This is a genomic window from Anabaena sp. TISTR 8404 (genome assembly GCF_056847745.1).
Genome location: NZ_CP180578.1, coordinates 2,184,202 through 2,209,943, shown reverse-complemented (window position 1 = coordinate 2,209,943; position 25,742 = coordinate 2,184,202). Strand labels below are relative to the sequence as shown.

The following is a 25,742-nucleotide window of genomic DNA, read 5'->3' as shown; positions in this document are numbered from 1 at the left end:
TACATACCAAATTTACATTTTGATTTTTGTTTTAACCCCAAGTTACTGAACATATACCTCTTAACTGTCTTAACTGTCTGCTTAACTGTCTTAAATGTCTTAAATGTCTTGTTAACTATCTGCTTAACTGTCTTAACTGGCATTGTATTTTATTGACTAAAGTGAGATAATTTGTGAATTAAGGGGGTATAATTGATAAATTATAATTAATAGAAAAAATTTATTGTTAAATAAAAATTAATTTCATATATATATCTAGTAATAAAAAGGCAAGAAGTTCAAATGTGAATCAGTGAATGATTTATAAAATCAGCGATATATGCTAAAGAAATATTATATTACCTGCAAATAACAGAGACTAGTAAGCTTATTAAAAGTAGCAATATTTAGAATAAAATTCTTGATTTATTAAAATAGGCATTGATAAACGTAGAATTATGAATTTAACAGAGCTTCTAGAAAAACTTTCAGCGAAGAATGTTGAACTGTGGGTTGATAGAAACAAACTGCGGTATCGATCGCCTGAAGATTCACTAATCTCTGAGTTATTGCAGAAAATTCAGCAATTTGAACCAGAAATTATCCGAATCTTATCCCAGAATACTAATCAGGCTGCAACCTATCCCCTCTCCCACGGTCAAAAAGCACTCTGGTTTTTATATCAGTTAGCACCTGGTAATACTGCTTATAACGCTGCGTATGCAGCAAAATTAGTTGCAAATTTAAATATTCCTGCCTTAAAGCAGGCAGCACAATCTTTAGTTGCAAGGCATCCAGTTTTAAGAACTACCTTTGCAACCATTAATAGCGAACCTGTGCAAACAGTTCACGAACATCAGCAAGTTGACTTTCGCATCCAAGAAGCTTTCGATTTGAGTCAAGATGATATAAAAAACTGGCAATCAGAAAAAAGCGATCGCTCCTTCAATTTAGAACAAGGGCCAATATTACGCTTTGATTTATTAATTAACCAGATTAATACTGATAAATTAACCACAAAAGAACATATTCTTTTAATCACGTTACATCAGATAGTTGGAGATTTCCGGTCATTAGAAATCATTACCAGTGAACTCCAAAGTTTATATCAAGCGATCGCCCAAGGTGAAACAGCCCAACTATTACCACACAACTATCAATATCAAGATTACATCAAATCATCAGAGCAAATGCTCGCTAGTTCTCAGGGAGAAAATTTGTGGACTTACTGGGAGCAAAAGCTATCGGGTGAGTTGCCCTTGCTAAACTTAGCAACAGATAGACCAAGACCTCAGATTCAAACCTATAATGGTGCTTCCCGCTTTTTTACTATTGAAGAAAAACTGCGCCAAAAGCTGACAGAATTAGCAAATAAAGAACGTGTATCTCTAGATATTATTTTATTGACAGCATTACAAATATTATTACTACGTTATACCAATCAAGAAGATATTTTAATTGGCTATCCGACAGCAAATCGGAACCGCGCAGAATTTGAAAATATCGTTGGCTACTTTACTAATCCTGTAGTTTTGCGAGGAGATTTATCAGGAAGACCAACTTTTCAAGAGTTACTGATGCGATCGCACTGTTGTGTATTAGAAGCCATAGACCATCAAGATTATCCCTTTCCCTTATTAGTAGAGCAACTGCAACCAGTCCGCAACCTCAGTTTTTCCCCACTCTATCAGGTAGCCTTTGTCTGGAATCAGTCTCAACAAAATAACGATAGTTTGATTGTCCAATCAATCATCCCAGAGTCAAAAGGAGCCGCCTGTGATTTAACCTTAAATATTCTGGAGGAGACTGGTTCACTTAAAGGTACATGGAATTACAACACTGACTTATTTGATAGCAGCACAATTGAGCGCATGATGGGGCATTTTGTCAGTCTACTTGAGGCAATTGTGACAAATCCCCAGCAACGAATTGACCAGTTACCTTTGTTGACCAAATTTGAGCAACAGCAATTATTAGTTGACTGGAATGAGACAGCAATAGATTATTCCCAAGATAAATGTATTCATCAGTTATTTGAAGAGCAGGTAGAACAGACACCTGATAATGTGGCGGTGGTGTTTGACAATCAACATTTTACATACCAGGAATTAAACAGCCGTGCTAATAGATTGGCGCATTACTTGCAGTCTTTGGATGTAAAACCCGATACCCTAGTAGGAATTTGTGTAGAGCGTTCCTTAGAAATGGTTGCGGGATTATTAGGTATTCTCAAAGCGGGTGGTGCTTATGTGCCACTCGATCCAGAGTATCCAAGCGATCGCCTGAGCTATATGCTAGACGATACACAAGTTGAGATACTGCTAACCCAAAAGCGACTCCTAAATAAGTTACCTGCAACAAAAGCAAAACTGGTCTTTTTAGATGAAATAGAGTCATACATTAGCCAAAACAACCAAGAAAACCCCGCGAGTGAAGTCACAGCCTCTCATCTAGCGAATGTAATTTACACTTCAGGTTCAACAGGTAAACCTAAAGGGGTAATGGTTGAACATCGGGGATTAGTTAACCTAGCTCAAGCACAGATTCAGGCGTTTGGCGTAGATTCTGCTAGTCGAGTTCTCCAGTTTGCCTCCTTCAGTTTTGATGCCTGCATATCAGAAATCTTGATGGCTTTGGGTTCTGGGGCAAGATTATACCTGGGAACAAAAGACGCACTCATGCCTGGTGCGCCTTTAATAGAACGATTTAAAAATGATGGCATTACCCACGTCACCCTAGCACCATCAGCCTTGGCAGTTATGCCAGTAGAAGAACTGCCAACATGGCCAACAATCATTGTTGCCGGAGAAGCCTGTCCACTGGAACTGATGCAGCAATGGTCTGTTGACAGAAACTTCTTCAACGCCTACGGCCCAACAGAAGCGAGTGTCTGTGCCACAATTGCCAAATGCACGCCAGAGGATGAAAAAGTTACTATTGGTCGTCCCATTGCCAACACGCAGATATACATATTAGATTCGCAATTACAACCAGTACCAATAGGCGTACCAGGAGAACTCCACATAGGTGGCATAGGACTAGCGCGAGGATACCTCAACCGTCCTGAGTTGACACAAGAGAAGTTTATTCCGAATCCTTTTGAGGAGGCAGGAGGCAGAAGGCAGAAGGCAGAACTCAGAACTCAGAACTCAGCACTTTTATACAAAACAGGAGACTTAGCGCGTTATCTACCAGATGGCAATATTGAATACTTGGGACGGATAGATAACCAAGTAAAAATCCGGGGATTCCGCATTGAGTTAGGAGAAATCGAAGCCACCCTCAACCAACACCAAGACGTGCAAACATCATGTGTTATTGCCCGTGAAGACACACCAGGAAACAAACGCCTAGTAGCCTACATCGTAGCCCAGCCACAGACAACACCCACAGTTAGCGAACTGCGTAGCTTCCTCAAAGAACAACTACCAGATCACATGGTACCAAGTGCCTATGTCATCCTCGAAACCTTCCCCCTCACCCCCAACGGCAAAATAGATCGCCGCGCCCTACCGCAACCAGAAGCCCGCACCGGAATTGAAACCGACATAGTGCTACCACGCACCCCCATCGAAGAACAACTAGTCCAAATTTGGACGCAAGTATTAAGAATCGAGCAAATAGGCATCCACGATAACTTCTTTGAACTTGGTGGCGACTCCATCCTCAGCATCCAAATCATCAGTCGCGCCAAACTCGTGGGAATAGAACTGACAGTCAAACAACTATTTGCCAACCCCACCATCGCCCAACTAGCCACCGTTGCCACTCCCACCAAAGCAAACTCAATACCACAAGGACTAGTTACAGGCACATCGCCTCTAACACCAATTCAACATTGGTTTTTTGAGCAGAATTTACCCCAAAATCATCACTTCAATCAATCATTTCTCCTGGCTGTGCCATCAGACCTCAACATTGAAATCTTAGAGCAAGCATGGCAGCAAATAGTTCTTCATCATGATGCTTTAAGGCTGAGATTCACTCAAACAGACATCACTTGGCAGCAAAATCATACCAACCCAACAGATAAAATTACAATCTCGCGTTTTGACCTATCGCAAATTCCCGAATTAGAGATAGAAACCGTCATCGAAACCACAGCCAATGAACTACAGGCGAGTTTAAATCTGTCAGAAAATCTAGTACAGATAGCATTTTTCTGGCTGGGTGTTGACAAAAAAGCACGATTACTCATCGTGATTCACCACCTAGTAGTTGATGGTGTTTCTTGGCGGATATTGTTAGAAGATTTGCAGACTGCTTACCAACAACTCAGCCAAAGCAACACAGTTCAACTACCAGCTAAAACCACATCCTTCAAAGATTGGGCGCAACAACTAACAGAATATGCCCAATCAACCGTGGTGAAATCAGAATTAGATTATTGGTTGAGTGCAGGTTATGAAAGTGTTGAGTCGATTCCCGTAGACTATACCCAAGGTGTCAACATCACCGCATCGGCTAAAACATTAACAGTCTCGTTAGATGAAGCCGAAACTCAAGCTTTGCTGCAAGATGTTCCCAAAGCTTACAAAACCCAAATTAACGATATCTTACTCACAGCTTTAGCTTTGACGTTGAGTTCTTGGACTGATTCTGAAAGGGTATTATTCAACTTAGAAGGACATGGGCGGGAAGAGATTATTGATGGTGTTGATTTATCCCGCACAGTAGGTTGGTTTACAACGATTTTCCCAGTGGTAATTGGTTTGGGAAATACCAATGATTTAGGTGAAATTATTAAATCGGTCAAGGAACAATTACGAGGTATTCCCAACAAAGGAATTGGCTATGGCTTGTTACGTTATTTGAGCCAAGATGCAGAAATCACTGCTCAATTGCAGGCTTTACCCCCAGCCCAAATTAGTTTTAATTATCTTGGTCAATTCGATCAACTCCTCAATGAATCTTCTTCGATGCAGCCAACTAGTGAGTCGGCTGGACACATCCACGGTTTGCAGAACAACCGCGCCCATCTGCTAGATATAAATAGCATGATTACTGGGGAAAGGCTGCAAATAGAGTGGACTTACAGCAGCAATTTCCACCAAGACATCACAATTGAAACTCTGGCACAAGAATTTGTACAGACATTGCAGCAGATTATTGCTCATTGTTTATCGCCAGATAATGGAGGTTATACCCCTTCAGATTTCCCATTAGCCAAGCTAAACCAGCCAGGACTAGACCAACTTTTGGCTAGTTCAACATTTAACTGGCAAAACATTGAAGATATTTATCCACTTTCTGGTGTGCAACAGGGAATGCTGTTTGAAAGTTTGTATGCACCAGACTCAGGAGTGTATTTTCAACAGTGGATTTGCACGGTGAATGGTCAGTTGAACGTGCCAGCATTTGAGCAAGCTTGGCAGCAAGTGGTAGCAAGGCATTCCATCTTGCGGACGGCTTTTGTGTGGGAGGCATTGACTCAACCACTTCAAGTAGTGTACAGGCAAGTAGATGTCAAGCTACAAACCCACGATTGGCAAAAGCTATCTGCACAACAGCAACAACAGCAATTAGAGCAACTGTTACAGTCACAGCGACAACAAGGTTTCCAACTGTCGCAAGCACCATTAATGCGCCTGTGTCTCATCCAATTAAGTGCAGATAGTTATCAATTTATCTTTAATCACCATCACTTATTGCTTGATGGCTGGTCAATGCCTTTGTTGCTGCAAGACTTATTGCAATTTTACAGAGCAAATGCTCAAGGTGAAACTTTATCTTTACAACCAACTCTCAGCTACCGCAACTATATTGCTTGGCTACAGCAACAAGACTTAACCCAAGCAGAACAATTTTGGCGGCAGAAGTTGGCTGGGTTTATAGCACCCACTCCTTTGGTTGTTGATAAATCATTGTCAATGCAGGAGCCGCAACGCTCTGCCTACAGCGAACAACAAATCAAACTCACAGCAAAAGCGACAGCAGAGTTACAAACTTCTGCACGGCAGCATCAGCTGACAGTGAATAATTTAGTGCAGGCAGCTTGGGCAATACTGCTAGGTCGCTATAGCCAAGAAACTGATGTAGTGTTTGGTGCAACTGTGTCTGCTCGTCCACCAGCGATTTCCGGCATTGAGTCGATGGTGGGAATATTTATCAACACTTTGCCAGTGCGAGTTCAAGTTTCAGCAGATACCCAAGTGTTGGCTTTGTTAAAAGAATTACAGGCACAACAGGTAGAGTCTGAACAATTTTCTTATAGCTCATTGGCAGAAATTCAAGGGCTAAGTGATGTCCCCAGAGGAACGTCACTCTTTGAGAGCATTGTTGTCTTTGAGAATTATCCTATTGATGAGGCAGTGCAACAAAACAAGCACAGTTTCTCTTTAGAAAATATTTACGCTATTGAACAAACTAATTATCCTCTGACGTTGGTGGTTGTTCCTGGCGAGCAATTGTTGGTAAAAATTAACTACGACACTAGCCGATTTAATGATGCCGTAATTACTCGTTTGTTAGGACATTTTCAAACATTACTTGACGGAATTGTTGCTCACCCAGAAGAACGGATGTGGCAATTGCCAATGCTGACACAATCTGAGCAACGGCAGTTATTAATTGAGTGGAATGATACAAAAGTCGATTATCCCCTTGATAAATGTATTCATCAATTATTTGAGGAGCAGGTAGAGCAAACACCAGATGTAGTAGCAGTGGTGTTTGAGAATCAACAATTGACTTATCACGAATTGAATTGTCGTGCTAACCAATTAGCAAATTATCTCCAAACTCTGGGTGTGAAACCCGATGTAATGGTGGGGATATGTGTAGAACGTTCCTTAGAAATGGTCGTGGGATTATTGGGTATTCTCAAAGCGGGTGGGGCTTACGTACCACTTGACCCTGAGTATCTGATTGAACGCTTGAGCTTTATGTTAGAAGATGCAGCGGTTCCAGTGTTGCTGACACAACAGCATCTACTGGAAAAACTGCCCCAACATCAAGCGCAGGTTATATGCTTAGATACTGATTGGAATTATATTTCTCAGTTCAGCCAAAATGATGGTTTATCGCAATCAACGGTAAGTATCGCCTCTGTACAACCGAGTAACTTGGCTTATGTAATTTATACCTCTGGTTCAACTGGCAAGCCCAAAGGCGCAATGAATACCCACGGAGGTATTTGCAATCGGCTGCTGTGGATGCAGGAAGCTTATCAATTAACAGCAGAAGATTGCATTTTACAAAAAACTCCTTTTAGTTTTGATGTTTCAGTTTGGGAATTCTTCTGGCCATTATTCACTGGGGCGCGTTTAGTTTTGGCTAAACCAGGTGGACATAAAGATAGTGCTTACTTGGTCAATTTCATCCAACAACAGCAAGTAACTACATTGCATTTTGTCCCTTCTATGCTCCAAGCTTTCGTAGAAGAAGAAAGTGTAAAAAATTGCACTAGCTTAAAACGAGTTATCTGTAGTGGCGAAGCTTTGCCTTGGGAACTGCAACAACGCTTTTTTACAAGTTTAGAGTGCGAATTACACAATCTCTATGGGCCAACCGAAGCGGCGATTGATGTTACCTACTGGGAATGCCAACCAGATACTGATCTCAAAATAGTACCGATTGGTCGTCCCATTGCCAACACGCAGATATACATATTAGATTCGCAATTACAACCAGTACCAATAGGCGTAGCAGGAGAACTGCACATTGGTGGAATAGGACTAGCACGAGGATACCTAAACCGCCCTGAGTTAACACAAGAAAAATTCATCCCGAATCCATTTGAAAGAGGCAGGGAGCAGGGAGCAGGGAGCAAGGGGACAATTCAGAACTCAGAACTCAGAACTCAGAACTCAGCACTTTTATACAAAACAGGAGACTTAGCGCGTTATCTACCAGATGGCAATATTGAATACTTGGGACGGATAGATAACCAAGTAAAAATCCGGGGATTCCGCATTGAGTTAGGAGAAATCGAAGCCACCCTCAACCAACACCAAGACGTGCAAACATCATGTGTTATTGCCCGTGAAGACACACCAGGAAACAAACGCCTAGTAGCCTACATCGTAGCCCAGCCACAGACAACACCCACAGTTAGCGAACTGCGTAGCTTCCTCAAAGAACAACTACCAGATCACATGGTACCAAGTGCCTATGTCATCCTCGAAACCTTCCCCCTCACCCCCAACGGCAAAATAGATCGCCGCGCCCTACCCCAACCAGAAGCCCGCACAGGTATCGAAACAGACATAGTGCTACCACGCACCCCCATCGAAGAACAACTAGTCCAAATTTGGATGCAAGTATTAAGAATCGAGCAAATAGGCATCCACGATAACTTCTTTGAACTTGGTGGCGACTCCATCCTCAGCATCCAAATCATCAGTCGCGCCAAAATGGCTGGAATAGAACTGACAGTCAAACAACTATTTGCCAACCCCACCATCGCCCAACTAGCCACAGTCACCACCACCACAACATCAAACTCAATTGAACAAGGACTAGTTACAGGCACATCACCTCTAACACCGATTCAACATTGGTTCTTCGAGCAGAACTTAGTCCAAAATCACCACTTCAACCAATCATGGCTGTTCACAGTTCCATCAGACCTCAACATAGAAATACTAGAACAAGCATGGCAACACCTCCTCAAACATCACGATGCTTTAAGGCTGAGATTCACTCAAACAGACACCACTTGGCAGCAAAATCATACCGAACCAACAGATAACATTCAAATTCAGCGTTTGAACCTATCACAAATTGCTGAATCAGAAATAGAAACCGCCATAGAAAGTACAGCCAATCAGATACAAGCAAGTTTAAACCTGTCCAACAATCTGGCAGAGGTAGCATTTTTCTGGTTAGGAGTTGACAAACAAGCACGCTTACTCGTCATCATTCATCACCTCGTAATAGATGGTGTTTCTTGGCGGATATTGTTAGAAGATTTGCAGACTGCTTATCAACAACTATCTGAAGGTGAGAAAGTTCAACTACCAGCAAAAACCACATCATTCAAAGATTGGGCGCAACAGTTAATTGAATACGCCAACTCAGAAATTCTCAAATCAGAATTAGATTATTGGTTGAGTGCAGGTTATGAAAGTGTTGAGTCGATTCCCGTAGACTATACCCAAGGTGTCAACATCACCGCATCAGCTAAAACATTAACACTCTCATTAGACCAAACCCAAACTCAAGCTTTGCTGCAAGATGTTCCCAAAGCTTACAAAACTCAAATTAACGATATCTTACTCACAGCTTTAGCTTTGACGTTGAGTTCTTGGACTGATTCGGAGTCAGTGTTATTCAACTTAGAAGGACATGGCCGAGAAGAGATTATTGATGGTGTTGATTTATCCCGCACTGTGGGGTGGTTTACAACGATTTTCCCAGTGGTAATTGATTTAGGAAATACCAATGATTTAGGTGAAATTATTAAATCGGTCAAGGAACAATTACGAGGTATTCCCAACAAAGGAATTGGCTATGGCTTATTGCGTTATTTGAGCCAAGATGCAGAAATCACTGCTCAATTGCAGACTTTACCCCAGGCAGAAATTAGCTTTAATTATCTTGGTCAATTCGATCAACTGCTCAATGAATCTTCTTGGATGCAGCCAGCAAGTGAATCTAGTGGCAATACCGATAGTTTAAAAGGTCAACGTCCTTATTTGCTAGATGTTAATGCCATGATTTGTAACGAACAACTACAAATAGAGTGGACTTACAGCATCAATATCCATCAACAAGAAACCATTGAAGATATTGCTCAAGAATTTATCGAAATTTTGCAAGAGATAATTGCTCATTGCGTATTACAAGAAAATATAGGTTTTACACCTACAGATTTCCCATTAATTAATCTTAATCAATTAGAACTTGACCAAATATTACAAAATTTATGAAATTAGAAATTAACAAAAATAATCAGCAAAATATTGAAGATATTTATCCCTTATCTCCAATGCAAGAGGGGATGCTGTTTGAAAGTTTGTATGCGCCAGATTCAGGGGCATATTTTGAGCAGTTAAGTTGCATTTTAACAGGGAATTTAGATGTAAAAGGTTTTGAGAAAGCTTGGCAGCAAGTAGTAGCAAAATATTCTGTTTTTCGTACAGCTTTTGTATGGGAGTCATTAAGCAAGCCGATACAAATAGTGTATCGACAAGTAAATGTGAAAGTCGAAACATACAACTGGCGAAATTTATCAGCACAAGAGCAGCAACAACAATTAGAAACTTTTCTGGAGTCTGAAAGGCAAAAGGGTTTCCAACTGTCGCAAGCACCATTGATGCGCTTACATCTCATTCAATTGGAGAGAAATAAATATCAGTTTGTATGGTGTTATCATCACTTATTACTTGATGGCTGGTCGTCATCTTTAGTATTCAAAGATTTATTAGACTTTTATCAAGCAATTTCTCAAGGCGAAACTTTACCACTCAAAGCAACTTCCAGCTACCGCAACTATATTGCTTGGTTACAGCAACAAAATAAAGAATTAGCAACCCAATATTGGCAAGAAAAATTTCAAGGTTTTACTACACCAACTCCTTTGGTGGTCGATAAACCATTGTCAATGCGGGAACAAAACTCAGGCTATGGTGAACAGCAGATTAACTTAACTGCATCAGCAACAGCAGCAGTAGTATCTTTTGCTAGACAGCATCAATTAACACTGAGTAACTTAGTACAAGCAACTTGGGGATTATTGCTGTCTCGCTACAGCCAAGAAACAGATGTAGTATTTGGTGTAACTGTGTCTGGTCGTCCACCGGAACTGGCTAGTGTAGAGTCGATGGTGGGATTATTTATTAATACTTTGCCAGTACGGGTGCAAATCTTTGAGCATACAGAATTGTTGGGTTTGTTGAAGGATTTACAGGCGCAACAGGTAGAGTCTGAGCAATATTCCTATAGCTCATTGGTAGAAATTCAAGGGCTGAGTGATGTTCCTAGAGGAACGTCTTTGTTTGAGAGTATTGTTGTTTTTGAGAATTATCCTGTTGATAGTGCTGGACTAGAAACCAATAGCAATTTTTCTGTCTCGAATTTTCGGGTGATAGAACAAACAAATTATCCGCTAACAGTTATAGTTGCCCCTGGTGAGCAATTGTTACTGAAGGTGATGTATGATGCTAGTCGATTTGAATATGGCACGATTAGCCGAATGCTTGGTCATTTTGTGACTTTGTTAGAAGCAATTGTGGCAAATCCGCAGCAACAAATTTCCCAATTACCAATACTCACAGCAATAGAGAAACAACAGTTATTAGTAGAGTGGAATGATACAGAAATAGACTATTCTCAAGAAAAATGCATCTGTAAGTTATTTGAACAGCAGGTAGAACGAACACCAGATGCAGTTGCAGTTATCTTTAACAATCAACAACTTACATACTCTGAATTAAACTGTCGTGCAAATCAGTTAGCACATTACTTGCGCTTCTTGGGAGTCAAACCAGATACCTTAGTAGGGATATGTGTAGAACGCTCCCTAGAAATGGTCATCGGAATCCTGGGAATACTCAAAGCAGGAGGGGCTTACGTACCACTTGACCCTGAGTATCCCCAAGAACGTCTGAGTTTCATGTTAGAAGATGCTGCCGTATCAGTACTGCTCACCCAACAAAAATTAGTTGAGAAACTACCCCAACATCAGGCGCAAGTCATTTACTTAGACATCGACTGGTCACACCTCAACCAGTTGAGTCAAGAGAATCTCATGACTGGCGTGCAAGAACATAACTTGGGTTACGTAATTTACACCTCTGGTTCCACAGGTCAACCGAAAGGTGTAACCATGACTCAATTGGCACTGTGCAATCTTATACTGTGGCAATTGCAAAATTCGCCAATGTCATCTAAGGCAGTCAAAACCCTGCAATTTGCGCCTGTCAGCTTTGATGTCTCATTTCAAGAAATGTTCTCGACTTGGTTTAGTGGTGGTACATTGCTGTTGATTGATGAGCAATTACGCCGAGAACCATTAGCCTTATTAGGTTTACTTCAAGAACAAGCAGTAGAAAGATTGTTTGTTCCTTTTGTAGCCTTACAGCAACTAGCGGAGGTAGCAGTTAGTCATAACTTCATTACCAGTCATCTCAAGGAAATTATCACAGCAGGAGAACAGTTACAAATTACACCTGCAATATCCAAGTGGCTTAGTCAGCTAAATGACTGTACTCTGCACAATCATTACGGGCCATCAGAAAGCCATGTAATCGTCACTTATACTCTGACTGATTCAGTAGACACTTGGCCAGTACTAGTGCCAATTGGTCGCCCCATTGCCAACACCCAAATTTACATTTTAGATAAATATTTACAGCCTGTACCTATAGGTGTACCAGGAGAACTACACATTGGTGGTGTTTCCCTAGCGCGAGGCTACCTCAACCGCAGCGAATTAACCCAAGAAAAATTTATTCGCAATCCTTTTGTGAAGGCAGGGGGCAGGGAACAGGGGGCAGGGAGCAGGGGGCAGGGAGCAGGGGAACAGTTCACAACTCACAACTCAGCACTCAGCACTCAGCACTCAGCACTGTTATACAAAACAGGAGACTTAGCCCGTTACCTGAGTGATGGCAATATTGAATACCTGGGACGCATAGACAATCAAGTAAAAATCCGGGGATTCCGCATTGAATTGGGAGAAATCGAAGCCGTCGTCAGCCAATACGAGCAAATACAAGCCAGTTGTGTGGTTGTTCGCGAAGATACCCCAGGAGATAAACGCCTAGTCGCTTACATTGTTCCCCAACCACAGACTACACCCACAGTCAGTGAAGTACGACAATTCCTCAAATCTAAACTCCCAGAATACATGGTTCCAAGTGCCTTTGTCAGCTTGGAGTCCTTACCATTGACCCCTAGTGGTAAAGTTAACCGTCGCGCCTTACCATCACCAGAGTCGAATAGTGAATTATCACAGCAATATGTCGCACCCCGCACACCAATAGAAGAAATCCTGGCAAACATTTGGCAACAAGTTTTGAAAGTAGAGCCGATAGGCAGACATGATAACTTCTTTGAACTTGGGGGACACTCTCTACTCGCAACGCAACTAATGTCACGCATTCGGACAAACTTGAAAGTCGAACTGCCATTGCGGAGCTTATTTGCTGCCCCTACAATTGCTCAACTAGCACAATTAATCGCGCAAGTACAGCAACAAGACTCAGAACTGGCTGTACCACCCATCATTAAACGGACAGAAAATGCAGAAATACCACTGTCATTCGCACAGCAGCGTTTGTGGTTTTTAGACCAATTTGAACCTAATAGTTCTTTCTACAACATCCCCATAGGTTTGCGCTTAGTCGGAAGTGTGAATATTTCCGCCTTAGAACAAAGTTTATTTGAAATTATTCATCGTCACGAAGCATTACGCACTAACTTTGTGAGTGTTGATGGGCAACCAACTCAAATTATTAGGGAATGGGGAAGAGAGAATGGGGAACAGGGAATAGTTTCTGTTGTTGACTTGCAGCATTTACCCGCAACAGAAAAAGAAACTGCTGCACAGCAATTAGCACAACAACAAGCAATTCAACCTTTTGATTTAGCGAATGATGCCTTAATTAGAGCGACATTAGTATTGCTTTCTGATACAGAGCAGTGGTTAGTAGTCTGTATGCACCATGTTGTCAGTGATGGCTGGTCAATGGGTGTGTTTGTTGATGAATTAACTGCGCTTTATAATGCTTATGCTCAGGGTAAATCCTCGCCTTTAGCACCACTACCAATTCAGTATGCAGACTTCGCTATTTGGCAAAGACAATGGTTGCAAGGTGAGGTACTCAATAGCCAATTGAGTTATTGGCAACAACAGTTGACGGATGCACCAGGCTTTTTGCCATTACCCACAGATAGACCCAGACCTGCGGTGCAGACATTCAATGGTGCATATAAACAGCTAGCCTTGTCTGCGGAGTTGACCCAACAGTTAGAAAAACTCAGTCAACAGCAAGGGGTAACTTTGTTTATGACGTTGTTGGCGGCATATAATACCCTGCTTTATCGCTACACTGGGCAAGAAGATATTTTGGTGGGTTCGCCAATTGCTAACCGCGATCGCTCGGAGATAGAAGGGTTAATTGGCTTTTTTGTCAATACCCTAGTAATGCGGACTAACTTGGCTCAAAACCCCAGCTTTAACGAATTACTCCCACGGGTGCGCGAAACAGCTCTGTCGGCTTACGCTCATCAAGATTTGCCCTTTGAAATGTTGGTGGAAGCATTGCAGCCAGAACGGGATATGAGCCATACACCACTGTTCCAAGTGATGTTCAGTCTCCAGAATACACCTGTATCAGAATTTGAGTTGAGTGGGTTAAGTGTGAGTTTATTACCCACCGAAATTTCTACAGCCAAGTTCGATATGACTTTAGTTATGGAGAACTCTGCGACTGGACTAATAGGTTGGTGGGAATACAACACTGACTTGTTTGATAGCAGCACCATTGAGTGGATGATGGGTCATTTTGTGACACTGCTGGAGGCAATTGTGACAAATCCCCAAGAACGGATTTCGCAATTGCCAATGTTGACTGCTTCTGAGCAACAACAGTTATTAGTAGAGTGGAATAATACAAAATCTCCCTATCCCTCTGATAAATGTATTCATCAATTATTTGAGGAGCAAGTTGAGCGTACACCAGATGCAGTAGCGGTGGTGTTTGAAAATCAACAGTTAACTTATAGTGAATTGAATATTCGTGCTAACTCCTTAGCGCATTACTTACAGTCCTTGGGTGTAAAACCAGATACTTTAGTAGGAATATGTGTAGAGCGTTCCTTAGAAATGGTGGTGGGACTGTTGGGCATTCTCAAGGCGGGTGCGCCTTACGTACCGCTTGACCCTGAGTATCCAAATGAACGGTTGGCTTTCATGCTCGATGATACTCAAATATCAGTAATATTGACGCAAGAAAAATTAGTTAATAGGCTGGGCGAACACCTCCGGTGCGGCTTTGCCGAACGCAGTGTTAACTTAATTTGCTTAGACTCAAACTGGGATACCATCTCTCAACAACCAAAACACAACCCGACTAGCAACACCAAAGCGCAAGACTTAGCTTATGTGATGTACACCAGTGGTTCAACAGGACAACCCAAAGGTGTGAGCATTGTTCATCAAGGTGTAGTGCGACTAGTCAAACAAACTGAATATGTAAGCTTTAGTGAAAAAGAAGTCTTTCTCCAAGTTGCACCTATTGCCTTCGATGCTGCTACTTTTGAAATTTGGGGAGCGTTACTGAACGGTGGAAAACTAGTTATTTACCCCGCCAACACCCCAACAATTGATCAACTAGGAAAAGTTATTGAGCAACATCAAGTTACTATTCTTTGGCTAACAGCAGGTTTATTTCATCTCATGGTAGATGAAAATATTCATGCTTTCAAACCCTTACGTCAGTTGATAGCTGGTGGTGATGTTTTATCTGTTTCCCATGTCCAAAAATTTCTGCAAACTGTAGAAAATTGTCAACTAATTAATGGTTACGGGCCAACAGAAAATACAACATTTACTTGCTGTTACCAAATTCCTCAATCAATAAGTTCTGATGTTTCTGTTCCTATTGGTCGTCCAATTGCCAACACTCAGGTTTATATTTTAGATAAAAATCTGCAACCAGTACCAATTGGCGTACCCGGAGAACTGCATATTGGTGGTTCAGGGTTAGCAAGAGATTATTTTAACCGTCCAGAATTGACACAAGAGAAATTTATCCCCAATCCTTTTGAGAAATCAAAAATTAAAAGTAAAAAGTCAAAATTATATAAAACAGGGGACTTAGTACGCTATTTACCAGATGGCAATATTCAATACTTAGGACGCATCGATAATCAAGTCAAAATTCGCGGTTTCCGGATTGAATTGGGCGAAATCGAAGCTTTATTAAGTCAACATAGTGATGTACAGGCTTGTTGCGTCATTGTTCGAGAAGACACTCTGGGAGATAAACGCTTAGTTGCTTATGTAGTGGCATTTCCAGACTCTACACCAGCCACAAACGAACTGCGGCAATTTGTCAAAGCCAAGCTGCCAGAATACATGATTCCCAATGCTTTTGTCATTTTAGAGTCTTTACCGTTAACACAAAATGGCAAAGTAGACCGCCGCGCTTTACCTGCACCAGATTCCTACAGCAGCACCGACAAATATATTGCCCCACGTACACCCAATGAAGAACTTTTGGCGCAAATTTGGGCGCAAGTTTTGAAAGTCGAGCAAGTGGGCGTTGAAGATAATTTCTTTGAGCTTGGGGGACACTCTCTACTCGCAACGCAATTAGTTTCACGTATTCGCAACATTTTCAAAGTAGAACTACCATTACGTGAATTTTTTGCTGCCCCTACAATTGCTCAGTTAGCACAATTAATCGTGCAAGTACAGCAACAAGACTCAGAACTGACTGCACCACCTATCATTAAACGGACAGAAAATGCAGACTTACAACTATCATTTGCACAACAGCGTTTGTGGTTTTTAGACCAATTTGAGTCTGATAGTTCCTTCTACAACATCCCAATGGGGTTGCGCTTAGTAGGAAGTGTAAATATTGCTGTCTTGGAACAAAGCTTTAAAGAAATTATTCTTCGCCACGAAGCATTACGCACTAACTTTGTAAGTGTTGATGGACAGCCAAGACAAATTATCAAAGAATGGGGAACAGGGAACCGGGAACAGGGAATAGTTTCTGTTGTTGACTTAAAGCATTTACCTGCAACAGAGAAAGAAATTGCGGCCCAGCAATTAGCGCAACAACAAGCAAATGAGCCTTTTGATTTAGCCCATGATGTTTTAATCAGAGCAACATTAGTTTTGCTATCTGATACAGAACATTGGCTATTAATTTGTATGCACCACATTGTCAGTGATGGCTGGTCAATGGGTGTGTTTAGTCAGGAGTTAGTTGCACTTTACAATGCTTATTCTGAAGGTAAGACCTCGACCTTAGAACCATTACCGATACAGTATGCCGATTTTGCTATTTGGCAAAGACAGTGGTTGCAAGGGGAAGTACTACAAAGCCAATTAAATTATTGGAAAAAACAACTCAAAGACTCACCGGCCTTTTTATATTTGCCCACAGACCGACCCAGACCTGCTGTGCAGACTTTCAACGGCACACATCAAGAATTTGCGTTGTCTGGTGAATTAACCAATAAGCTCTCCAAACTCAGCCAAGAGCAAGGTGTCACTTTGTTTATGACGCTGTTGGCAGCATACAATACCTTGCTTTATCGCTACACCGGGCAAGAAGATATTTTGGTGGGTTCGCCAATTGCTAACCGCGATCGCTCGGAAATAGAGGGGTTAATTGGCTTTTTTGTCAATACCTTAGTCATGCGAACTAACTTGGCAGAAAACCCCAGCTTTAACGAATTACTCAGCCGTGTGCGTGACGTGGCAATGGCGGCATACTCTCACCAGAATTTGCCATTTGAAATGCTAGTAGAAGCATTACAGCCAGAACGGGATCTCAGCCATACACCCTTGTTCCAAGTAATGTTTGTCCTCCAGAATGCGCCCACCGCATCTGAATTAGAACTAACTGGGTTAAATGTCAGTCCATTGGCAGTAAAACTGACAACTTCCAGATTTGATTTAACCTTAATCATGCAAAACAGTCCTACTGGACTTGTTGGGTTGTGGGAGTACAGCACTGACTTGTTTGATGCTAGTACCATTGAGCGTATGACGAGTCATTTTGTCACGTTGCTAGAAGGCATTGTCTCTAACCCAGAACAGCAAATTTCCCAATTACCTCTGCTAACACAAACCGAACAACAAAAGTTACTGGTTGAGTGGAACGATACAGAAGTTGATTATCCCCTACATAAGTGCATCCATCAGCTGTTTGAGGAGCAAGTAGAACTGACACCCGATGCCATAGCAGTAGAATTTGTAGACGCGCCCAGTCATGGTTCTGGAAAAGTCAATCAACAACTTACTTACGATGAATTAAACCATCGTGCTAATCAATTGGCGCACTATTTACGGTCTTTGGGTGTCAAACCAGATACCTTGGTTGGTCTGTATGTCGAGCGTTCTTTAGAGATGGTCATTGGACTATTAGCAATTCTCAAAGCTGGGGGAGCTTATGTACCACTTGACAGTGAGTATCCAACTGAGCGTTTGAGCTTCATTTTGGAAGATACTCAAGTTAAAGTATTGCTTACCCAGCGATCGCTTGTTGACCGACTGCCCCCAAATCAAGCACAGCTTGTTTGTTTAGATACTGATGCTGAATTAATTTCTCAGTACAGCCAAGAAAATCTCATCTCTGATGTACAAGCTAATAACTTGGGTTACATAATTTACACTTCTGGTTCTACAGGTCAACCAAAGGGTATAGCTATGAATCAGCTTGCACTTTGCAATCTGATTTTGTGGCATCAAGACAGTCTCAAAATTGCTCGTGGAGCCAAAACCCTGCAATTTGCTTCCATTAACTTTGATGTCTCCTTCCAAGAAATCTTCACGACCTGGTGTTTTGGTGGTACTTTATTCCTCATTGCAGAAGAATTACGTCACGATACCTCAGCTTTATTAAATGTTCTCCAAGAACAAGCAATAGAAAGATTGTTTGTGCCGTTTGTAGCCTTACAGCAACTAGCAGAATTCGCTGTTAGTAGTGAGTTAGTCAATACTCATTTGCAAGAAATCATTACCGCAGGCGAACAGTTACAAATTACACCTGCAATATCTAAGTGGCTTAGTCAGCTAAATGACTGTACTCTGCACAATCATTACGGGCCATCAGAAAGTCATGCTGTCACCAGTTTTACACTGACTCCTCCTGTGGATAATTGGCCAGTACTAGTGCCAATTGGTCGCCCCATCGCCAACACCCAAATTTACATTCTAGATAAATATTTACAGCCTGTACCTATAGGTGTACCAGGAGAACTACACATTGGTGGTGTTTCCCTAGCGCGAGGCTACCTCAACCGCAGCGAATTAACCCAAGAAAAATTTATTCGCAATCCTTTTGTGAAGGCAGGGGGCAGGGAACAGGGGGCAGGGAGCAGGGGGCAGGGAGCAGGGGAACAGTTCACAACTCACAACTCAGCACTCAGCACTCAGCACTCAGCACTGTTATACAAAACAGGAGACTTAGCCCGTTACCTGAGTGATGGCAATATTGAATACCTGGGACGCATAGACAATCAAGTAAAAATCCGGGGATTTCGCATTGAATTGGGAGAAATTGAAGCTGTACTCAGTCAATACGAGCAAATACAAGCCAATTGTGTTGTTGTCCGCGAAGATACCCCAGGAGATAAACGCCTAGTTGCTTACATCGTTCCCCAACCAGAACAGACACCCACAGTCAGTGAAGTACGAAAATTCCTCAAATCCAAGCTACCAGAATATATGGTGCCAAGTGCGATCGCTATTTTGGATTTTTTACCTCTGACCTCCAGTGGTAAAGTTAACCGTCGCGCCTTACCCGCACCACAAGCAACTAGCGGGCAATTAGAAAAATATGTCGCACCCCGCACACCCCTTGAAGAAATCCTGTCAGGAATTTGGGCGCAAGTACTAAAACTAGAGCAAGTGGGTATTGATGATAACTTCTTTGAGTTAGGCGGACACTCCCTCTTAGCAACACAGTTGGTTTCTCGTGTACGTAGCAGCTTGAAAGTCGAACTACCATTGCGTTCATTATTTGCCGCCCCTACAATTGCCCAATTAGCACCATTAATTGTGCAGATTCAGCAACAAAACCTTAAATTCTCTGAACCGCCTATTTTACCAAGGACAGAGAATGCAGAAATACCACTTTCTTTCGCACAACAGCGGTTATGGTTTTTAGATCAGTTTGAGCCTAACAGTGCCTCATACATTATCCCTGTTGGTTTGCGCTTAATGGGAAGTGTGAATGTTGCAACTTTAGAACAAAGCTTTAGGGAAATTATTCATCGTCACGAAGCATTACGCACTAACTTTATTACCGTTGATGGACAGCCAACTCAAATTATTAGGGAATGGGGAATAGAAAGCAGGGAGCAGGGAGCAGGGAGCAGGGGGCAGGAAATAGAAATAAACTCCAATGTCTTAGCACCTATAGTTTGGAAAATTACAATTGTTGAGTTGCAACATCTTGCGAGGGAAGAGCGAGAATTTACTGCACAAAAATTACTGCAACAAAAAGCTAATGAGCCTTTTGACTTAGCGAATGATGCCTTAATCAGAGCGATATTATTTGTCTTATCTGATACAGAACATTGGCTATTAGTCTGTATGCACCACATTGTCAGTGATGGCTGGTCAATGAGTGTCTTTGTTGATGAATTAACCACGCTTTATAATGCTTACGCTCAGGGTAAATCGTCGTCTTTGCCATCACTTTCAATTCAATATGCAGACTTCGCTGTTTGGCAAAGACAATGGTTGCAAGGCGAGGTACTTAATAACCAATTGAGTTATTGGCAACAACAGTTAGCGAATGCACCCGCTTTCTTGCCATTGCCAACAGATAGACCCAGACCTGCGGTGAAGACTTTCAATGGTGCGCATCTGGAGTTTAGACTCTCTGTGGAGTTAACCCAAAAGTTGGAAAAATTGAGTCAACAGCAAGGGGTAACTTTATTTATGACGTTGTTGGCGGCATATAATACCCTGCTTTATCGCTACACTGGGCAAGAAGATATTTTAGTAGGGACACCAATTGCCAACCGCGATCGCAGTGAAATAGAAGGGCTAATTGGCTTTTTTGTCAATACCCTAGTAATGCGGACTAACTTGGCTCAAAACCCCAGCTTTAGCGAATTACTCCCACGGGTGCGCGAAACAGCTCTGTCGGCTTACGCTCATCAAGATTTGCCCTTTGAAATGTTGGTGGAAGCATTGCAGCCAGAACGGGATATGAGCCATACACCACTGTTCCAAGTGATGTTTGTTCTCCAAAATACGCCTGTATCAGAATTTGATTTGACTGGTTTAACTATCAGTGACTTGCCAATTGAAACTTCTACCGTCAAGTTCGATATAACTCTAGTTATGGAGAACTCTGGTGCTGGATTAGTAGGATGGTTGCAATACAACACTGATTTGTTTGATAGCAGCACCATCGAGCGGATGCTGGGGCATTTTGTCACACTGCTGGAAGGTATTGTGACAAATCCCCAAGAACGGATTTCGCAATTGCCAATGTTGACTACTTCTGAGCAACAGCAGTTATTAGTTGACTGGAATGATACAGCAGTAGACTATCCCGCTGATAAATGTATCCATCAATTATTCGAGGAGCAAGTAGAGCGTACACCCAATTCTGTGGCGGTGGTGTTTGAAAATCAACATCTCACATACCGCGAATTAAATAGTCGTGCAAATGGGTTGGCACATTATCTGCAAACTCTGGGCGTGAAGCCAGATACGCTGGTGGGGATATGTGTTGAACGTTCCTTAGAAATGGTAGTGGGACTGTTGGGTATTCTCAAAGCGGGTGCTGCATATCTGCCCCTTGACCCTGAGTATCCCCAAGAGCGATTGAGCTTTATGTTAGAAGATGCTCAAGTTGAGATACTCCTGACCCAGGAGAAATTATTAGATAAATTACCTGTTAATCAAGCAAAACTGGTCTTTATAAATGAAATCTGGTCACAAATTGACCCAAGCAACCAGAAAAATCCCACTAGTGAAGTCACAGCGTCTCATTTAGCAAATGTGATTTACACCAGCGGTTCCACAGGTAAACCTAAAGGTGTGATGGTTGAGCATAAAGGACTAGCGAACCTAGCTCAAGCACAGATTCAGGCTTTTTGTCTAGATTCTGCTAGTCGAATTCTTCAGTTTGCATCCTTCAGTTTTGATGCTTGTATATCCGAAATCTTATCAACTTGGGCATCAGGAGGCACACTATATTTAGGAACAAAAGACTCAATCATTCCTGGTGCGCCGTTAATCGAGCGATTCCGCGACTATGGCATTACCCATGTCACCCTACCACCATCAGCCTTAGCAGTCCTACCTACTGAAGAACTGCCATCACTGCAAACAATCATCGTTGCAGGTGAGGCTTGCTCGGTGGAATTGATCAAAACTTGGTCTGTTGGCAGAAACTTTATCAATGCTTATGGGCCGACAGAAGCAAGTGTCTGCGCTACAACTGCCAAATGTACGCCAGCGGATGACAACGTTACCATTGGTCGTCCCATTGCTAACGCACAAGTTTACATTTTAGACTCACACTTACAACCAGTTCCTGTAGGTGTACCTGGAGAACTGTACATTAGTGGTGCGGGTGTGGCGCGAGGTTATCTCAACCGTCCTGAGTTAACACAAGAAAAATTTATCCCCAATCCATTTGATGAGGTAGGAGAGAGTAGATTATATAAAACTGGTGACTTGGCACGATATTTACCAGATGGCAATATCGAATACTTAGGACGTATCGATAATCAAGTAAAAATTAGAGGTTTCCGCATTGAGTTAGCGGAAATTGAGTCAATACTGAGTCAGCATCCAGGCGTTAGGGAAAGTGTGGTAGTAGCAAGAGAAGATATCCCAGGAGAAAAACGCTTAGTAGCTTATTTTGCGCCACATTTAGAACAAAATCTAACTATTAATCAGTTACGCATTTTCTTGCAAGAGAAATTACCTCAGTACATGGTTCCAAGTGCCTTTGTAAGCTTAGAGTCTTTACCTTTAAGCCCCAATGGCAAGGTAGACCGTAAAGCTTTACCTGTGCCTGATTCTCAGAATACTCAGTCGGTAGTCAGTTTTGTTGCACCGCGTACCCACTTAGAAAAGGTATTAGCAGAAATCTGGGCTGATGTACTGCATCTGGAACAGGTGGGTGTTTTTGATAATTTCTTTGATTTAGGAGGTCATTCCCTAACAACGATTCGGGTAATGTCTCAAGTAAATGAGACTTTCCAGATGAAGTTACCGCTGCGCCACTTATTTACTGCGCCAACTATAGCTGAACTGGCTCAAACTATAGAATCTACTTCTAGGAAAGATTCTACTGTCAGTGATAATGAAATTAACACCTTAAACTTACAGGCTGAAGTTGTCTTAGACGAGACAATTAAGCCAGGGAATTTAGTTTATCAACCTGTAACTGAACCAAAGGCGATTCTACTGACTGGTGCAACAGGCTTTGTCGGTGCTTTCTTGCTGGCGGAATTATTACAACAAACTCAAGCAGATATCTACTGTCTGGTGCGTGGTACTAATTTGACCGCAGGGAAACAACGCCTGGAAGAAACCCTGAAAGCTTATTTAGTTTGGGAAGAATCTTTTAACTCGCGGATTATTCCGGTATTGGGAGATTTATCTCAACCGCTTTTGGGTCTTGCTGATGAAGAGTTTCACCTCTTGGCTGAGAAAATTGACTGGATTTACCATAATGGTGCGTTAGTCAATAACATTTATCCATACGCTTTGTTCAAAGCAGCAAATGTGCGGGGAACTGAGGAAGTCTTGCGATTAGCTAGTCAAGTCAAAATTAAGCCAGTGCATTTCGTTTCTACTTTGAGCGTTTTCTCCTCAGATGAGTATTTCAAATTAGGGGTGGTTGAAGAAAATGATCCTCTGCAACACAGCCAAGGACTGCTTGGAGGTTATACCCAAAGTAAATGGGTGGCAGAAAAGATTATCATGATGGCACGCGATCGCGGTTTACCTTGCAGTATCTACAGGCTTGGTAGAGTCACATGGCACAGTCAAACCGGGATTTGGAACGCAAATGACCTATTTTACAGATTCATCCAAGGCTGCATTCAACTCAAGTGTGCGCCAGAAATGGATAGTATGACAGAAATTACACCTGTAGACTATATAGCCAAAGCATTAATCCACCTGTCCCAGCAACCAGAATCTTTAGGTAAAGCCTTCCATCTCGTTAATTCCTATTCGGCTCCTTGGAGTCAATTTATTAACTGCATTCACTCTTTGGGCTACCCGCTGCAACAACTTCCCTATGGAGATTGGCAAGCTGAATTACTTCGCAATACCCAAATTTCTACTGATAACGCTTTGTATTCATTTGTATCGCTGGCAGCAGAAAATCCTTCTTCCAATTCAAAGGCAAAAGCAACATCTAACATAAAATTCGATTGTCAACATACCCTCAATGGGCTGGCAAATACTAACATTTGCTGGCCGAAAGTGGACGATAAATTACTCCAAGCTTTCTTTGCAAACTTTAGCCAGGACTTACGCACAAAGATTGTCGGTTGAGATGGGTGTAGAGGGGTAAGGGCATAGGGGTGTAAGGGTTTTTAACACCTACACCCTTACACCCTCATATTCCTACACCCTGCTGTAAAACCTTAATTTTCCGTTTTCTTGCGTAAGTCCTATCTCTTTGAGAGTAACTTAGTATCAGGTTAATAAGGACAAAAAACCCCTGAATCTTTTCAGGGGCTGTAAGTTAAAACAACAACTGAGGTAGAAGCAAACTCTATTATCAACTTCTGAGAATTACACTCAGGCTACTTGGGAGTGTCAATCAATTACGATGATTGTTACTGTAGCGAACCCTTGTACCTGCCCAGAGTAACTTCTCGCGCAGCGTTTGATAATAGGAATTGTTCTCGCGTAAAACAATAAATTTAGCTCGACAATCAGCCATCCGTACATCAACGCGATGTCCCGGCCAAATTGAAGTAGATAATACACCGTCCATCCACAATTTGGTACTCAAATCGTAATCGCCCAATGGCCAAATACTCACCACAACCCCAGGCGGCAAAACCAGAGGACGGCTAGAAAGGCTCATGGGACAAATGGGAGTAATGGTCACAGCTTCCATACCATCGTGCATGATGGGGCCATTGGCCGAGACCGTGTAACCAGTGGAACCTGTAGGAGTAGAAATAATCAACCCGTCTCCTACATATTGATCGACTACTTCACCATCAATTTCCATTTCCAGAATAGAGGTGATCATGCGATCGGCAGAAGCGGGTTTGACACAAAATTCATTTAACGAAAGGTAGCGCTCGGTGACTGGTTCTAAATTCGTGCGATGTCCTTCATACACTGCGGCTTGTAACATCATCCGCCGCTGAATGGCATAGCGATCTTCAAACAGCCGATCCCAAACTTTTTCTGTATCTTGAAATTCATCTACAGACTCGGTTAAAAAGCCCAGATGACCACCCACATTCACACCAAGAATGGGGATACCAGCTGGGGCTAAATGTCTGGCACTAGTTAAAACAGTACCATCACCACCGAGTACCAAAGCCATATCAATTGGTTGACCAGACGATGCCAAAAACACCGGGTAAGGGTTATCTTTTGGCCCGCTAGGGCCCATTAATACATGACAGTCGCGATTTTCTAGTTGCTTGGCACAAATTTCTGCCCAGCGTTTACTTTGAGAATCTCGCGCCTTATAAGCAATGATTACCTGCTTGAGTTGCACGCAAAATTACCACTTCAGGAGATTAAACTGCTCCATATCGACGGTATCGCGGTTGCGATAAATGGCCAGAACTATCGCCAAACCCACCGCCGCTTCAGCAGCAGCTACAGTAATGACAAATACGGTAAATACTTGGCCTTTAATTAATGTTGAGTCAAGAAAGTTGGAAAATGCCATTAAATTCAAATTAACAGCATTTAGTAGTAACTCAATTGACATCAGCACCCGTACAGCATTACGACTCGTAATTAAACCATAAATGCCGATACAAAACAAAGCGGCTGCCAGTAATAAAAAGTACTGAAGTTGCATGAATCCTAGTATTCCTTCTCTAATATGCTGGACAAGGCAAAAGGCAAAAGGTAAAAGGCAAAAGGTAAAAGTAAAAAGTTAAAAGGC

4 protein-coding genes are annotated in these 25,742 nt (G+C 42.1%); 2 read left to right on the top strand and 2 right to left on the bottom strand.

Translation table 11 applies throughout. The features are described 5' to 3' along the window. Window positions 1-437 precede the first annotated feature (437 nt). Both ACMX3D_RS09605 and ACMX3D_RS09600 read left to right on the top strand, forming a co-directional pair. A complete protein-coding gene (locus ACMX3D_RS09605) occupies window positions 438-9,851 on the top strand; it encodes an amino acid adenylation domain-containing protein (protein WP_482751193.1) in 9,414 nt (3,137 codons plus the stop codon). Then, complete coding sequence (locus ACMX3D_RS09600) at window positions 9,848-24,151, top strand: non-ribosomal peptide synthase/polyketide synthase (protein ID WP_482751192.1); 14,304 nt, start codon at window positions 9,848-9,850, stop codon at window positions 24,149-24,151. Before ACMX3D_RS09605 ends, ACMX3D_RS09600 begins: the two co-directional genes overlap by 4 nt. A 271-nt stretch (window positions 24,152-24,422) precedes the next feature. Here ACMX3D_RS09600 and ACMX3D_RS09595 read toward each other — a convergent pair whose 3' ends face one another. Together ACMX3D_RS09595 and nuoK are read right to left on the bottom strand one after the other, a co-directional pair. Then, window positions 24,423-25,343 carry an NAD(+) kinase gene (locus tag ACMX3D_RS09595; protein WP_482751191.1) on the bottom strand — a complete coding sequence of 307 codons (921 nt, stop codon included), beginning with the start codon at window positions 25,341-25,343 and terminating at the stop codon, window positions 24,423-24,425. 6 nt (window positions 25,344-25,349) lie between these two features. Beyond that, the gene (gene nuoK, locus ACMX3D_RS09590; protein ID WP_006199065.1) at window positions 25,350-25,655 is read right to left on the bottom strand and encodes an NADH-quinone oxidoreductase subunit NuoK; all 306 of its coding nucleotides are present in this window, start codon (window positions 25,653-25,655) and stop codon (window positions 25,350-25,352) included. Between the last annotated feature and the right edge of the window lie 87 nt (window positions 25,656-25,742).